The organism is Stenotrophomonas indicatrix (genome assembly GCF_002750975.1).
Lineage (GTDB): Bacteria > Pseudomonadota > Gammaproteobacteria > Xanthomonadales > Xanthomonadaceae > Stenotrophomonas > Stenotrophomonas indicatrix.
Map to the genome: position 1 here is coordinate 1,811,116 of NZ_PEJS01000001.1, position 13,826 is coordinate 1,824,941.

A 13,826-nucleotide genomic window follows, 5' to 3' on the forward strand; every position below is an offset into this window, starting at 1 on the left:
ACGCTGCCGGACGGGGCAGCGGACATCAGGATCAGAACAGCTCGACCGTACCGGCGCCCATGCTCTGCTGGGCAACCGGCTTGTGCGGCGGGCGCTCCCATTCGCTGCGCAGTTCGCGCAGGCGGTTGCCGGTGCGCTGCAGGGCAGAGGCGATTTCTTCGTCGAACACGCCGCCGTTGCGGTGCAGCAGTTCCTGCAGGGCCACCGCTTCGCGGTTGATCGCGGTCAGGCGGTCCAGGTGGGTATGCACGCCGCCCAGGGCCTGGGTGGCGATGTCCTCGAACTGCAGGGCGCGCACGGCTTCGGCCACGCTGCCATCGATCGAGCGCGCGCAGTCGGACACTTCGCGCATGCCGTCACCCAGCGAAGCGTTGATCTGGGCCACGTTGTCCAGCATCGCCGCCGCTTCCTGGCGCGCTTCACGGGAGCGGTCCATATCGCGCGAGGCCATGTGCGAAACCGTCTCGCGGACCTTGGCGATGGCATCCTTGGAGCTGTGTGCCAGCTTGCGGATCTGCTCGTTGAAGGTGGTCGAACGCTCGGACAGGTTGCGGACCTCGTCGGCAACCACGGCGAAACCGCGACCGGCTTCACCGGCACGCGCAGCTTCGATGGCAGCGTTCAGGGCCAGCAGGTTGGTCTGGTCGGCAATCGACTTGACGTCTTCCAGCAGCGCGAAGATGCCATCCAGGTGCTGCGCCATCTGGTCGATGTGCTGCACGGTGGTGCTGCTCTGGCCGCTGACCTGCTCCAGCGCTTCCACCAGCTGTTCCATGCGGTGGCTGGCGTGCTGGGCGAAACGGGCAACGTCGAGGCCGGCGCCGCCTTCGTCACCAGCGCGGTCGACGATGCGTGACAGGGCCTGGCTCTGCTGGCGCGACTTGCGGTTCATGGCATCGAAGCTGCCGCCGAGGCTGGAGACGGCCTGGCGGATCAGGTCGCGGGCGCGTTCCACTTCACCACGCGAACCGTCGATCTCGTTGCCGACGAAGTTGCGCAGTTCGGTCAGCAGCTGGTCCTGCTCACGCAGGACACGGGCATGTTCCGGGGAACGGTGCGCCTGGGCGCGGGCGGTCCACCACGCAAAGCCGAGCCAGCTCAGCGTCATCGTGGTCAGGATCGCCCAACGCAGGGCAACCGGCCATTCGAAACCGATGGCGAAGGGGAGCAGCAGGGTCAGAGCCAGGGGGGCGGCCAGACGGATGAAAATGCGTGAGTACATGGACGTTCTCGGGAGGTGCACGGAGGATGTATCGGCCGTACCCCCTTTCTCTTTAACGTCGATGTGCTCACTGAATGCGCCGGATTTCTGGCGCCGTCCGCCGGACATGGCCCGGCGCTGTCCTCGGGGCGCTCGGTCGCCAGCGCCGGGCCATGCCCGGCGGGCTCCCCGCCCTCAGGCCAGCTGCCGGTCCACGGCCTCGACCATCGCCTTGCGGCTGAGCAGGAAGTCCCAGTAACTGCCACCCAGCTGCCGCCACAGTACGGCGGCGCGCACGGCGGCCAGCAGCAGCGCACGGATCTCGGCCACCACGCCGGCCTGGCCCAGGTAATGCGGGTTGCCCTGCACCATGACCCGCGGCTTGAGGTGGCTGATGGTGTCTGCATACAGGCCGCCCAGCGCGGCCAGCACATCGGGGTGGCCGCTGTCACCCAGCTCGGTGGCCTGGCGCTGGGCGCGCTCGATACCCGAGGCGACCTTGTTCACGGTAGCGCCGTCCTGCACGAAGCGGCGCTCCAGCTGCAGTACCGACAGGGCCAGCTTGGGCAGGATCGGGTCCTGGCCCTGGCTGCGGAAATAATTGTGCAGCAGGCGCAGGCCGGATTTCAGGGCGTGCCGATCGCCAAAAACCGCCTGCGGCGAGGCCGCATCGATGCGGAACACGCTGTCCACGGCAGTGCGCACGGCAGCGGCGTCGGAGTGGCCGGTATCGGCGATACGGCGTACCTGCTGCAGGGCCTGGGCAATGCCGGCCAAAGCCAGAACGCGGTCGTCGACAGTGAAACTCATGCAGCGATTACCTCAAAAGGAGAAGGGGTGGTGCGCAGGCGCTGTTCCAGCGGCGCGTCGGTGGCGGCGATCACCGCGCCACCCAGGCAGACCTCACCGTCATACAGCACCAGGGATTGCCCGGGGGTGACTGCACGCTGCGGCCGGGCGAAGGTGACCTGCACGCTGCCGTCGTCCAGCACATCCACCGTGCACGGCTCATCGGGCTGGCGGTAGCGGGTCTGCGCGGTGCATTCAAAACGCCGTGCCGGTGGTGCGCCGGCAATCCAGTGCGCGGTCTCCGAGCGCAGCCTGTTGGACAGCATCCACGGGCTGTCACGGTCCTGGTCCACGTACAGCACGTTGCTGGCCACGTCCTTGCCGACCACATACCAGGGCGCGGCAGGGCGGCCGCGCACGCCGCCGATGTTCAGGCCTTCGCGCTGGCCCAGGGTGAAATAGAAGACGCCAGGATGTTCGGCGATCACGCTGCCATCGCTGGGATCGAGGATCTGCCCGGCCTTGGCCGGCAGGTAGCGCCCAAGGAACTCACGGAAATCGCGCTCGCCGATGAAGCAGATGCCGGTGGAATCCTTCTTGGCGTGGGTTGGCAGGCTGACGTCGCGGGCGATCCGGCGCAGGTCGCTCTTTTCCAGGTCACCAATCGGGAACAGGGTGGCCGCCAGCTGCTCCTGCCCCAGCTGGTGCAGGAAGTAGCTCTGGTCCTTGGAGCGGTCGGCGCCGCGCAGCAGCAGCCACTGATGGCCGCGCTGGGCAATGCGTGCGTAATGGCCGGTGGCGATCCGCTCGGCGCCCAGTTCGCGGGCCGCATCAAGGAAGTGCTTGAACTTCACTTCGCGGTTGCACAGCACGTCCGGGTTGGGCGTGCGGCCGGCGGCGTATTCGGCCAGGAAGTGCTCGAACACGCCCTGCCAGTATTCGTTGGAGAAATCGCGGAAATGGAACGGAATGCCCAGCAGTCCGCAGACCGCTACCGCGTCGCGGCGGTCGTCCTCGGCGCGGCAGTCACCGCTGCCGTCGTCGGCCCAGTTCTGCATGAACAGACCGGCCACGGCCTCGCCCTGCTGCACCAGGCGCCAGGCAGCCACGGAAGAATCCACGCCGCCAGACACGCCAACCATCACCCGAGGGCTGCTCATGCGACCTCCCGGACCAGTGCAAGCGGATAGCGCTGGCCGGCCAGGTAGTCGGCCAGCACCTGCCAGACCAGCGGGCTGCGCTGGCGTCCGGCGGCGGCCTGCAGTTCGGCCGGGGTCATCCACAGCGCCCGATCGATGCCGGCATCCAGCGGCCGCGCCGGGTCGTGCGAGACCGGGCGCGCGGCATAACAGAAGCGCAGGAACGGGGTTCCGTCACCGGCGGTCCACTGGTAGCAGCCGATGAAGGCGGTCAGTTCCACCGTCCAGCCGGTTTCCTCGACGGTCTCGCGCAGGGCAGCCTCGGCCAGGCTTTCACCCGGCTCAAGATGCCCGGCCGGCTGGTTCAGCACCTGCCGGCCCTCGATGGTTTCTTCCACCAGCAGCACCCTGCCGCCGTCGACACCACGGTGGCGACGGTTGCATGCGGTGCCCAGCGCGGGTCCGGCGAGGTGTTCAACTCAGAGATCGTCCTTCTTGGTCAGCTCCAGCTCCATCGCGTCGGCGGTGCGGATGGCCGCATCGATGGCGTCGCTGAGCTGGTCGGAGGTGGCGTCGGCATCGATCTTCACCACGAACATCGCAGTCGATTCCTGCTTCACCCAGCCGCCCATCTTGGCGTCCTGCGAATCTTCCAGCAGGCGGTTGGCCACGGCCACCGGGAACTGCTTGGTCTGCGAGGTGTAGCCCGGCGACCAGATCTCGCGGATGTTGTGGGTACCGAAGTCTTCCACCGACGAGCGCACATAGACGATCTGGGTGCGATCGCCTTCGACATCGAACACCATCTGGTAATCGCCGTCTTCATCGACCTCGTAGGTGTAACCCAGCTTTTCCAGGTGACGGGCAACGGCCTTGTCGGCCTTCGTGCTGTCAGTGGTGGTCGCAGCGCCAGCGGTGCCCGCGGCAGCCAGGGCGATCAGCAGGGCGGAGAGAAGGGTCCTTTTCATGAAGATCCTGTGAAACCAAGTGTGTGGGAAGGTGCAATTGTGACGGCGGGCGCCCGTGCCGTCCATTCCACGCGGGGCCTACGCAAGGCCGTCGCACCCCTTATAATCGGCAGATGCCTCGCGAGTCCGCCCCCGATTCCCACCACGAGCACGGCGTTGCCGTGGAGCCCGCGCGCCCGGAAGTGGCGCCGCCGCCGTTCTACCAGGTCATGCTGCTCAACGACGACTACTCCCCGATGGATTTCGTCGTGGACGTCCTGCAGCAGTTCTTCAACATGGACCTGGACAAGGCCACCCAGGTGATGCTGCACGTCCACACCCGTGGCCGTGGCGTCTGCGGTGTGTTCACCCGCGAAGTGGCCGAAACCAAGGTGGCCCAGGTCAACGAGTACGCGCGGATGAACCAGCACCCGCTGCTGTGCACGATGGAAAAGGCCTGACCCTGGCGCGGCGTGCCCACCAGGGTGGGCACCTGCCAGGTTCGAGTCACGCCTCCGCCAGCGCCTGCAGGGCCATCACGGCCACCGCCTCATCGATGTCGGCCGGGTCGCCATCATCCCTGAACCACACCGCTGACAGGCCGGCACTGGCCGCGATCCAGCGCAGCAGCCGCGTGCGCTCGAGATCGGCCAGCCGGCAGACCTGTTCCACCCGGGCATGGAAGCGCTCGGGTCGTGTTGCCACATGGATGCCCGGCCCGCACAGGTCCGGGTTGCTGAACATCGTGGTGTAGTCGAACGCGCGGTCGCCCAGCAACCGCTTCGGGTCGATCGCCAGCCAGCCCCGCGCGCCGAAATCCAGCATGTTGTCGTGGTGCAGGTCGCCATGCAGGGGCCGGATCTCCTGCTCGTCCTCCAGCAGTGCCATCGCCAGCGATCTGCACTGTTCCAGCAATGGCGGCAGCGGTGCCCTTGGTTGCAGCAGATCGGCGAACCATCTACGCAGGCAGACCAGATCTTCTGGTGGCGCGCTCCGTGGCCGGTGCAGCTGCTGCAGGACCTGGCACAGGATCATGGTGCAGGCGTCGTCCTCGCCCTTGATCGAGCGTTGCCGCAGCGAATCGCCGTGCGCCCGTTCGATCAGGATCGCCGGCCCCTCGTGGGCCAGCAGGCGTGCGGCACCATCGCCGTTCCACCAGCGCAGCAGGCGATGGCCGTTCTGTTCCTCTGTCTCCGTGCTCACCTTCAACATGGCCGCCTCGCCAGAGGCGGTCAGCACCGGCCAGAGCCGGGCATGGGGGGTACGGATCGAAGGACCATCACGTCGCAATCGCCAGCGGCTCAGGTAGGGTTCGCTCATGTGGGTGGGCTGTCCTGGAGTGAACGATGATCAAGCGTTTGGTAGTGCTAACGCCATCTGAACGTCGCAATCCGCTAGGGTGATGGAAATCGTGTAGTCAGGCCGCATATTGTCTCCAACTGCCGCCGGAGTAATCCATGTTCAGCAAAGACCTCGAACACACCATCGGCCAGTGCTACAAGCGCGCCCGTGAGGCCCGACATGAGTTCATGACGGTCGAACACCTGCTGTTGGCACTGCTCGACAACCCATCCGCCCAGGCCGTATTGAAGGCTTGTGGCGCCGACGCCGACCGCCTGCGCCAGGAGCTGGAGCAGGCCATCGAGGCCTCCGTGTCCCGCCTGGCCGAAGATGACGGCCGCGATACCCAGCCCACGCTGGGCTTCCAGCGCGTGCTGCAGCGGGCCGTGTACCACGTGCAGTCCTCCGGCAAGAAGGAGGTCACCGGCGCCAACGTGCTGGTTGCCATCTTCGGCGAGAAGGACTCCCACGCGGTCTATTACCTCAACCAGCAGGATGTCACCCGGCTGGATGTGGTCAATTACCTGTCCCACGGCATCGCCAAGCTGGGCGAGGAAGGCGAGCAGCCGTCCTCCTCCGAGGGTGAGGGCCGCATGGAAGGGGGCGAAGGCGAGCCCAAGGGCGATGCCCTGACCGAGTTCGCCAGCAACCTCAACGAGCAGGCCCGTGCCGGTCGCATCGACCCGCTGGTCGGCCGTGCCGACGAGATCGAGCGCACCATCCAGGTCCTGTGCCGCCGCCGCAAGAACAACCCGCTGTACGTGGGCGAGGCCGGCGTCGGCAAGACCGCGATTGCCGAGGGCCTGGCCCGACGCATCGTTGAGGGTTCGGTGCCGGACGTGCTGGCCGATGCGGTCATCTATTCGCTCGACCTCGGCGCGCTGGTGGCCGGTACCAAATACCGTGGCGACTTCGAAAAGCGCCTGAAGGGCGTGCTGACCGCGTTGAAGAAGGTGCCCAATGCGGTGCTGTTCATCGACGAGATCCATACCATCATCGGCGCCGGTTCGGCGTCGGGCGGCACCATGGACGCCTCCAACCTGATCAAGCCGGCACTGGCGTCGGGCGAGCTGCGCTGCATCGGCTCGACCACCTTCCAGGAATACCGCGGCATCTTCGAGAAGGACCGGGCGCTGGCCCGTCGCTTCCAGAAGATCGACATCGTCGAGCCGACCGTGGGCGAAACCTACGAGATCCTGCAGGGCCTGAAGTCCAAGTACGAAGCCCACCACGGCGTCACCTACGCCGATGAAGCGCTGCAGGCCGCCGTCGACCTGTCGGTCAAGCACATCGCCGATCGCCTGCTGCCGGACAAGGCCATCGACGTGATCGATGAGGCCGGTGCCCGCCAGCGCCTGATGCCGGAAGGCCAGCGCAAGGATCTGATCGACGTCGAGGAAGTCGAGGCCATCGTCGCCAAGATGGCGCGCATCCCGGCCAAGCAGGTCAGCGCCACCGACAAGGATGTGCTGCAGCACCTGGAGCGCAACCTGAAGATGGTGATCTTCGGCCAGGATCCGGCCATCGGCACCCTGGCGTCGGCCATCAAGCTGGCACGCTCGGGCCTGGGCAATCCGGAAAAGCCGATCGGCAACTTCCTGTTCGCCGGCCCCACCGGTGTCGGCAAGACCGAGGTGACCAAGCAGCTGGCGCTGCAGCTGGGCATCGAACTGGTCCGATTCGACATGTCCGAGTACATGGAACCGCATTCGATCAGCCGCCTGATCGGTGCGCCCCCGGGCTACGTCGGCTTCGACCAGGGTGGCCTGCTGACCGAGAAGATCGTCAAGACGCCGCACTGCGTGCTGCTGCTGGATGAAATCGAGAAGGCGCACCCGGACATCTTCAACATCCTGTTGCAGGTGATGGACCGCGGCGTGCTGACCGACACCAACGGCCGCGAAGCCAACTTCAAGAACGTGGTGCTGGTGATGACGACCAACGCCGGCGCGGCGCAGGCCTCGCGGCGCTCGATCGGTTTCACCAAGCAGGACCACGCCACCGATGCGATGGAGACCATCCGTCGTGCGTTCACCCCGGAATTCCGCAACCGCCTCGATGCGGTGGTGCAGTTCCAGCCGCTGGGCTTCGAACACATCCTGCGCGTGGTGGACAAGTTCCTGATCGAACTGGAGATGCTGCTGCAGGAGAAGCGCGTCAGCCTGTCGGCCACACCGACTGCGCGTGACTGGCTGGCCCACCACGGTTTCGACCCGCTGATGGGCGCCCGCCCGATGGCGCGGGTGCTGCAGGACAAGGTGAAGCGCCCGCTGGCCGACGAACTGCTGTTCGGCAAGCTGGTCAACGGTGGCAAGGTCAGCATCGACGTGCGCAACGACGAGCTGGTGGTCGAGGCGCAGGCCGAGCCGGAACGGCTGTTGCCGGCCACGGTGGAGTAAGGATGTGCCGGGCAGCGCCCGGCAACGGAAGCAACGACAGGGCGGCGCAGGCCGCCCTTGTCGTGTCAGCTCCTCAGCGGCTGCGCTGGCGGGCCATGCGCTGGAAGGTGGCAGCTTCGAGGGGTTCGATCCGCTCGACCGTGCAGCTGGCGCGGTCGGTCTTCAGTACGCTGCGTGAGCCGGCGCAGAGCTGGTTGCTTTCGCCCTGGGTTTCAAAGGCCAGCCGGCGCGAGGTCACGGCGCCGTTGCAGGAGGCTTTGAACACCACGCGGTAGTGCTGGTCACCATTGCGCAGCAGCACATCGCGATCGGCGCCGGCGCGGACGATCTGTTGGTCTTCGCTCAAGGCAATGCAGCTGTCACCGGCGCTTGCCGACGGCGTGTCGGCGGCCTGGGCGGCGGGTGCGATCAGGGCGGCAGTGCTGAATACCAGGGCGGCGAAGCCAGCGGGCAGGGAGGTCACGTTCATGGCAGGGGGCAGGGGGTGGCGATCCGGACTGGATCGGATGCCACGATGACGCCGCCGCTGCGAATGCGAATCTGCCGCAAGCATGGCTGACCGATGTCACGGTGCATTCGGTCAGGGTGCCGTCCGGCAGGGCCGGATTCCAGGCATGACAAAAGGCCAGCGTCCAGGGCTGGCCTTGTCGAGGTGGCGCAACGCGCCAGCCGCTTACTTCATTCGGTAGGTGATACGACCCTTGGTCAGGTCGTACGGGGTCATTTCAACCTTGACCCGGTCACCGGTGAGGATGCGGATGTAGTTCTTGCGCATGCGGCCGGAGATGTGGGCAATGATTTCGTGCCCATTTTCCAGACGAACGCGGAAAGTGGTGTTCGGCAGCGTCTCGCTGACGGTGCCCTCGAACTCGATGGAATCGTCTTTCGACATGTAGTCCTGTGCGGTTCAGAAAACGGCCACGCTGGGCCTAAGGCGCAGCATTTTACGCGTCAAACGCCCAGCTTGCAAAGATTGTGTTATTCCCCGGCAAAATCCGCTGCTGGCACGCGCCCGACGAGCCGGGTCCAGGCGCCTTCCCGGCCCGGCGCCTGTACCGCGCTGCGGACCTGCTGCAGAAACGGCGCACGCGGCAGGTGCTCGGCGCCCATGCGCAGCAGATGCGGATTTTCCACCTGCGCATCGATCAGTGGCCAACCCCAGCCGTGAAGCGTGCGTGCCAGTGCGGCCAGCGCCACCTTGGAGCCGCCACTTTCGCCACTGAACATGCTTTCACCAAAGAACATCGTGCCGATGGCCACACCATAGATGCCGCCAACCAGCGTCTGCCGATCCCATACCTCGAAGGAATGTGCGAAACCCAGGTCGTGCAGCTGGCTGTAGGCATCCACCATCGCCGGGCTGATCCAGGTGCCGTCCTGGCCGGGGCGGGGCGCGCTGGCGCAGGCGCGCATCACCTGGCTGAAGGCGGTATCGGCGGTCACTTCCCAGCAGTTGCCGCGCAGCTGCCGGCGGAACCTGCTGCTCAGGTGCACGCCGTCGGTACGGAACACCATGCGCGGGTCCGGCGACCACCACAGGATCGGCTCGCCTTCACTGAACCACGGAAAGATGCCGCCGGCATAGGCATTGAGCAGGCGCAGCGGGTGCAGGTCGCCGCCCACCGCAAGCAGGCCATCGGGTTGGCGCAGCGCTGTCTCTGCCGGCGGGAAGGGGGCATCCGGCGCATCGGCCAGGCGCCAGGGCAACTGACGGGTCATGCCGGCATTGTATTCGTCGTGACGATGCGCGATGTCTGGCACCATCACGCACTACCGGCAAGGAGCCCCGCATGAGCGATCCGATCACCGCCATCCTCGATGCGCACGATGCGCCGCGCACACGCAATGACAGCCTGGCCATGCTGTTGGCTCTGGCCAGCGAAGACCGCCCCCAGCTTGGCTCGCTTCTGCTGCAGGCGCTGGATCGCCGCTCGCCCAGCTCCACCTTCCTCGACACGGCCTTGGATCTGCTGCCGGACGAGGCTGTCGCCCCGGTCTGTATTGACGCTTGGCGGCGCTATCGTGACGGCGAGCGTGGCGAGCTGCTGACCAGCGTGCTGGAGTTTGCCAGCTACCAGGCGCCGCACACGCTGCAGGACGATTGGGAGGCGCTGCTGGAGGTCGCCATCGAGGATCACATCCAGCTGGCCTCGCAGGTCTGGCAGGCATTGCCGCCGTCGGTTGCGACTGACTGGGCGCATCGGTTGACCGAGGCAGACGACGATCGCGAACTGGAGCGGGCCAAGGCAGTGCTGCTGACCACCCAGCCGGAGACCCACGCCGCCGCCCGTGGCTACCTGGCCGACTGGAGCGACCTGGATGCCGAGGTCTGGGCGCACTGGGCGGGCCTGGCCGATGGCCCGCGTCTGCGCCATCTGCATGGCCGGCAACCGCTGCACCTGCGTTTCGGGCGCGAACAGCGCCGCGTGCAGGTGGCCGAAGAGCCTGCCTGGCGCAAGCGGATCTGGCGTCTGCACCCCACCTGGAATAGCGGCCAGGTGCGTCACGCCGGGCGCATGGGCGGGCTGCTCGATGCGTTGTGCGGCAGCTGTCATGCGCCGCTGCGGCGTCTGCTGCAGACCGATGCTGCGGCGCTGCAGCCGGACGCGGAGGGTGAGGTCACGCTCGGGCTGTGCCTGGACTGCTGTGGCTGGGAAGACCCACCCGTGCGTTTCTATCGGCACGATGCACAAGGCATGCCGCGCTGCCACCCCAGCCAGCATTGCCAGGTGCCGATCAATCCCACCGACAGCGGCGACCTGCTGCAGGCCGAGGTGGGTCTTGCCGCGATGGACAGCCATCGCTGGCAGCAGCAGGACTGGGGCCAGTCCAATCACCGGCAGAACCTGTCGCGGGTGGGTGGCGCACCGAGCTGGGTGCAGAGCGCGCACTACCCGGCGTGCATCGATTGCGGCGAGCAGATGCCTTTCGTGATGCAGCTGGACTCAACGTTGCCGACCACCAATGAAGGCATGTTGCTGTGGGGTAGTGGCGGCATGCTGTACAGCTTCTGGTGCGCGAAGTGCCGGGTGAGCGGGCACTTCTGGCAGTGCACCTGAGCGCAGCATCCCCGCCATTGCCGTGGTAGGTGCCAACCTTGGTTGGCACGCTTCTCCGGCGCTACGGTTCCGCGCGGAACGGGCCATGACCCTGCAGCTCCTGCTGGTAGCGCCGCACATCGCGTCGCTCCTGTCGGCACCAGTCGCGCAGTGCCTCGGCAAACTCCGCATCGGCCACCCAGTGCCGGCTGCGCACGATGGTGGGCAGGAAGCCGCGTGCCAGCTTGTGCTCGCCCTGCGCACCCGGCTCGAAGCGGGCCACGCCCTCGCGCAGGCAGTACTCGATGCCCTGGTAGTAGCAGGCCTCGAAGTGCAGGCCGGGCAGGGTGGCACCGCCCCAGTAGCGGCCGTACAGCGTGTCGCCACCGCGCAGGCACAACGCGCCGGCAATCGGTTCGCCGTCCTGTTCGGCCAGGAACAGCACCAGCCCGCGCCCCAGTGAAACCGCCAGATGGCGCAGGAACGCTTCGGTCAGCGCTGGCGCGTTGCCGTATTCCAGGAACGTCTGGAGGTAGAAGCGGTACATCGCCTGCAGATCGGCGCGGGTGGCCTCATCGCCATGCACCACCCGGAAGCTGATGCCCTGGCGGCCGACCTTGGCGCGCTCCTGGCGGATGTTCTTGCGGTGTTTGTGGTCCATCGCGCCCAGGAACGCTTCGAACGTCACCCAGTCACCCGGGTTCTGCCACTGGAACTGGATGTCCTCGCGCAGCAGCCAGTCGTCATCGAAGACTGTTTCGTCAGCCGCTGTGTGGAAGTTGATGTGTGCTGATGACACATCCAGCGCGGGCAACTGTTCGCGCAGTGCCGTCAGCAGGGCGGTGCGCTGCGCATCGTCGCGGGCCAGCAGGCGCGGGCCGGTCACCGGCGAGTACGGCACCGCGCCGAGCCACTTCGGGTAGTAGTCGCGCCCGTGCCGCGCATAGGCATTGGCCCAGGCGTGGTCGAACACGAACTCACCGTGGGAATTGGTCTTCAGGTAGCCGGGAATGGCGCCGACCAGGGCATCACCGTCCCAGAGGGTGAAGTGCCGCGGCTGCCAGCCCCAGTCCTCGCGCAGGCAGCCGTAGGTTTCCAGGCCGGACAGGAAGGCGTGGCTGACGAATGGATTGCGGCCATCGTGCAGGGCATCCCAGGCGGTGGCGGGAACGGACTGCAGGGAGTCGAGGAAGCGGGCGGTGGGCATGGTTGGCAAGGATAGGGCAGGTGGATCACGAACGGTGTTGGCGGGGCTGGGTTGGTTTGTTCTGGTTGGGGATGAGGGAAGTTTGAAATGTCCATCGGTGTGCGCCTGGTGCGGAATCGCTGGCGCACGGCTGGGCAGGGTGGCGGGGCGCCGCATGAGCGGCGTGTATCCCACCACATGGAGAAATCAATAATGAAGGGACTGAAGCTTGGGTCTACTGTGGTCGCGTGTAGCTTGTTCTTCGCGTCACCTGTGTTCGCTTCTGAAACTCAGTCAACGAAAGTGGTTGAGGATCCGGGTGTGTACGCGGAGGTGATCGCGCTGCTGGAACGTGAAGCCGCGAGCCAGCTGACGCGTCATCTGCAGGAGAGGGGTGAGCTGCGACAAGTCAGCGTGAGCATCCGACTTGATATGAAGACAAGATCAATGAAGATCAGCTTCGGTCCTGGATACCTTCCCGGGCCCGAAGGTAGTTATGACGAGCTCTTCCTGATTCCGATGGCGTCCACATTGAGGTTCTACGCTGAAAAGTCGGGGCTGGATGTGAACGACATTGATTTCCTCTTTGATGGGAAAGCCCTTGAGGAGTATTACCCCGAAGATCTGGCCGTTCCGCCGCAGGTACGGGCGAAGTCCACGCACACCTCAGCTCTGATCTCGGCAAGTCATGGCTATATCAGCCTCCATCCAAGCAGAGAGTGGAAATTCCAGCGACCGGCGCCTCTCGGCGTCCAGGAGGACACGCTGAGTCCGGCATATGGCGACGAACTGCAAGGGTTGATCGAACAGCGTAGCGGTTTGACGGTACACCGGGCACGGAGTCGCTCGACGGAACTCCATCCGGAATCCGGAAAGCCATGGGAGCACATGTCATCCCGCTACCATCTAAAGGCGCTTTTTCCCGAGCGCACCGACATGTGGAATGAATATCCGAACAGCCCAGAGTCTGCTCGCGAAAAGGACGAGGACATAAGGGCTCGCCCCAACTACGCCAATCATCTGGGGGTGGACGTGATGCTGAGCCTGCACACCAATGGCAGCGATTCAGCCAGTGTGCGTGGTGCCGAGGTCTACTATCACCGGGAAAAACCGCAGGATAAGCCCTTGGCGGACAGCATCCTGTGCGGCATGAGAGAGGTGATCCATGCGCAGCCCGGGTACGAGAGTTTTCCAGTTCGAGCCGAATCGGTTGCTGAAGGCCACGGTGAGAACCGCATTGGCACGATGCCGTCGGTGATCGTCGAGACGGCCTATCACTCCAATCCGGAGGATGTTGCCGCACTGCAGGACCCGGTCTTCCGGTCTGCTGCCATGAAGGGTGTTGAGAAGGGCTATCGCTTGTGGGCTACCGGAAAGTCCTGCGAGCCACTGACGTTGGCGCCCATCGCAGATGTTGAGATTCCCACACAGTCAGCCAGGGAGATCGAGCTTGGCTATCAGGGCAACCCTCAGTATCCGGTCACCATCGAGTTCACCTCCGCATCATGTTCCAAACCCGGCGCGTGCACGCCAACCAGAACGCTGTTCGAAGATCCCACCAAGCCGATCAGGGCAGAACTGACGTGCAAAGGATCCAACCCAGGGGTTGCCCGCTGGAGCGTTGTGCTCCGGGATGCGGATGGTGTCGCAACACCGCCTGTCGTATTCCAGCACGCGTGTGTGCAGGTCTGAGCGTCGGTTTGGTGTTCCCTACAGAGGCGGGTAAATAGCCCCCAAAAAAACGGGCGCTTTCGCGCCCGTCTCGAGTCGAGCGCAGCTCGACTCC

At 65.6% G+C, this 13,826-nt stretch carries 13 protein-coding genes and 1 pseudogene; 4 read left to right on the forward strand and 10 right to left on the reverse strand.

The genetic code is table 11. The features are described from left to right. Positions 1 to 31 precede the first annotated feature (31 nt). The 5 genes and pseudogenes from CR918_RS08395 to CR918_RS08415 form a co-directional block, all read right to left on the reverse strand. On the reverse strand, positions 32 to 1,222 hold the full coding sequence (locus tag CR918_RS08395) for a methyl-accepting chemotaxis protein (RefSeq protein ID WP_025879122.1): 1,191 nt from the start codon (positions 1,220 to 1,222) through the stop codon (positions 32 to 34). 174 nt (positions 1,223 to 1,396) lie between these two features. Continuing rightward, the gene (hflD, locus tag CR918_RS08400; RefSeq protein ID WP_093818272.1) at positions 1,397 to 2,011 is read right to left on the reverse strand and encodes a high frequency lysogenization protein HflD; all 615 of its coding nucleotides are present in this window, start codon (positions 2,009 to 2,011) and stop codon (positions 1,397 to 1,399) included. Continuing rightward, complete coding sequence (gene mnmA, locus CR918_RS08405) at positions 2,008 to 3,150, reverse strand: tRNA 2-thiouridine(34) synthase MnmA (protein ID WP_025879124.1); 1,143 nt, start codon at positions 3,148 to 3,150, stop codon at positions 2,008 to 2,010. Before mnmA ends, hflD begins: the two co-directional genes overlap by 4 nt. Continuing rightward, positions 3,147 to 3,607: pseudogene (locus tag CR918_RS08410) on the reverse strand (NUDIX hydrolase). The gene mnmA and the pseudogene CR918_RS08410 overlap by 4 nt, the downstream one beginning before the upstream one ends. Position 3,608: 1 nt before the next feature. Continuing rightward, positions 3,609 to 4,097 carry a hypothetical protein gene (locus CR918_RS08415; RefSeq protein ID WP_025879126.1) on the reverse strand — a complete coding sequence of 163 codons (489 nt, stop codon included), beginning with the start codon at positions 4,095 to 4,097 and terminating at the stop codon, positions 3,609 to 3,611. Between the two features lie 113 nt (positions 4,098 to 4,210). Here CR918_RS08415 and clpS point away from each other — a divergent pair, with 113 nt between their 5' ends. Next, entirely contained in the window at positions 4,211 to 4,537 is a 327-nt protein-coding gene (gene clpS / locus CR918_RS08420; RefSeq protein ID WP_025879127.1) for an ATP-dependent Clp protease adapter ClpS, read from the forward strand. A gap of 46 nt (positions 4,538 to 4,583) precedes the next feature. On the opposite strand, the gene CR918_RS08425 is transcribed toward clpS, so the two are convergent. Next, the gene (locus CR918_RS08425) at positions 4,584 to 5,396 is read right to left on the reverse strand and encodes an APH(6) family putative aminoglycoside O-phosphotransferase (protein WP_099842445.1); all 813 of its coding nucleotides are present in this window, start codon (positions 5,394 to 5,396) and stop codon (positions 4,584 to 4,586) included. Positions 5,397 to 5,533: 137 nt separating this feature from the next. On the opposite strand from CR918_RS08425, the gene clpA reads away from it, so the two are divergent. After that, positions 5,534 to 7,816 (forward strand): ATP-dependent Clp protease ATP-binding subunit ClpA, encoded by a 2,283-nt coding sequence (gene clpA / locus CR918_RS08430; protein WP_099842446.1) that lies wholly within the window; start codon positions 5,534 to 5,536, stop codon positions 7,814 to 7,816. A 73-nt stretch (positions 7,817 to 7,889) separates the two neighbouring features. On the opposite strand, the gene CR918_RS08435 is transcribed toward clpA, so the two are convergent. The 3 genes from CR918_RS08435 to aat all read right to left on the reverse strand — a co-directional run bounded on the left by CR918_RS08435 (position 7,890) and on the right by aat (position 9,535). Further along, positions 7,890 to 8,285 (reverse strand): hypothetical protein, encoded by a 396-nt coding sequence (locus CR918_RS08435; protein ID WP_025879129.1) that lies wholly within the window; start codon positions 8,283 to 8,285, stop codon positions 7,890 to 7,892. 204 nt (positions 8,286 to 8,489) lie between these two features. After that, positions 8,490 to 8,708 carry a translation initiation factor IF-1 gene (gene infA / locus CR918_RS08440; protein ID WP_005409596.1) on the reverse strand — a complete coding sequence of 73 codons (219 nt, stop codon included), beginning with the start codon at positions 8,706 to 8,708 and terminating at the stop codon, positions 8,490 to 8,492. An 86-nt stretch (positions 8,709 to 8,794) separates the two neighbouring features. Continuing rightward, complete coding sequence (aat, locus tag CR918_RS08445) at positions 8,795 to 9,535, reverse strand: leucyl/phenylalanyl-tRNA--protein transferase (protein ID WP_059064188.1); 741 nt, start codon at positions 9,533 to 9,535, stop codon at positions 8,795 to 8,797. A 71-nt stretch (positions 9,536 to 9,606) separates the two neighbouring features. Here aat and CR918_RS08450 point away from each other — a divergent pair, with 71 nt between their 5' ends. Then, positions 9,607 to 10,875 (forward strand): hypothetical protein, encoded by a 1,269-nt coding sequence (locus tag CR918_RS08450; RefSeq protein ID WP_099842447.1) that lies wholly within the window; start codon positions 9,607 to 9,609, stop codon positions 10,873 to 10,875. A 61-nt stretch (positions 10,876 to 10,936) separates the two neighbouring features. Here the strand turns inward: CR918_RS08450 and CR918_RS08455 are convergent, their stop codons facing one another. After that, positions 10,937 to 12,061 (reverse strand): GNAT family N-acetyltransferase, encoded by a 1,125-nt coding sequence (locus tag CR918_RS08455; RefSeq protein ID WP_099842448.1) that lies wholly within the window; start codon positions 12,059 to 12,061, stop codon positions 10,937 to 10,939. A gap of 87 nt (positions 12,062 to 12,148) precedes the next feature. Here CR918_RS08455 and CR918_RS08460 point away from each other — a divergent pair, with 87 nt between their 5' ends. Beyond that, the gene (locus CR918_RS08460) at positions 12,149 to 13,732 is read left to right on the forward strand and encodes an N-acetylmuramoyl-L-alanine amidase family protein (RefSeq protein ID WP_243379022.1); all 1,584 of its coding nucleotides are present in this window, start codon (positions 12,149 to 12,151) and stop codon (positions 13,730 to 13,732) included. Positions 13,733 to 13,826 lie beyond the last annotated feature (94 nt).

Bases quoted from the DNA above. Each gene is read 5' to 3' on its own strand.
- aat (WP_059064188.1), bottom strand. From the start codon at position 9,535: ATGACCCGTCAGTTGCCCTGGCGCCTGGCCGATGCGCCGGATGCCCCC.
- CR918_RS08455 (WP_099842448.1), bottom strand. From the start codon at position 12,061: ATGCCCACCGCCCGCTTCCTCGACTCCCTGCAGTCCGTTCCCGCCACC.
- mnmA (WP_025879124.1), bottom strand. From the start codon at position 3,150: ATGAGCAGCCCTCGGGTGATGGTTGGCGTGTCTGGCGGCGTGGATTCT.
- clpS (WP_025879127.1), top strand. From the start codon at position 4,211: ATGCCTCGCGAGTCCGCCCCCGATTCCCACCACGAGCACGGCGTTGCC.
- clpA (WP_099842446.1), top strand. From the start codon at position 5,534: ATGTTCAGCAAAGACCTCGAACACACCATCGGCCAGTGCTACAAGCGC.
- CR918_RS08435 (WP_025879129.1), bottom strand. From the start codon at position 8,285: ATGAACGTGACCTCCCTGCCCGCTGGCTTCGCCGCCCTGGTATTCAGC.
- CR918_RS08415 (WP_025879126.1), bottom strand. From the start codon at position 4,097: ATGAAAAGGACCCTTCTCTCCGCCCTGCTGATCGCCCTGGCTGCCGCG.
- CR918_RS08460 (WP_243379022.1), top strand. From the start codon at position 12,149: ATGTCCATCGGTGTGCGCCTGGTGCGGAATCGCTGGCGCACGGCTGGG.
- CR918_RS08425 (WP_099842445.1), bottom strand. From the start codon at position 5,396: ATGAGCGAACCCTACCTGAGCCGCTGGCGATTGCGACGTGATGGTCCT.
- infA (WP_005409596.1), bottom strand. From the start codon at position 8,708: ATGTCGAAAGACGATTCCATCGAGTTCGAGGGCACCGTCAGCGAGACG.
- hflD (WP_093818272.1), bottom strand. From the start codon at position 2,011: ATGAGTTTCACTGTCGACGACCGCGTTCTGGCTTTGGCCGGCATTGCC.
- CR918_RS08450 (WP_099842447.1), top strand. From the start codon at position 9,607: ATGAGCGATCCGATCACCGCCATCCTCGATGCGCACGATGCGCCGCGC.
- CR918_RS08395 (WP_025879122.1), bottom strand. From the start codon at position 1,222: ATGTACTCACGCATTTTCATCCGTCTGGCCGCCCCCCTGGCTCTGACC.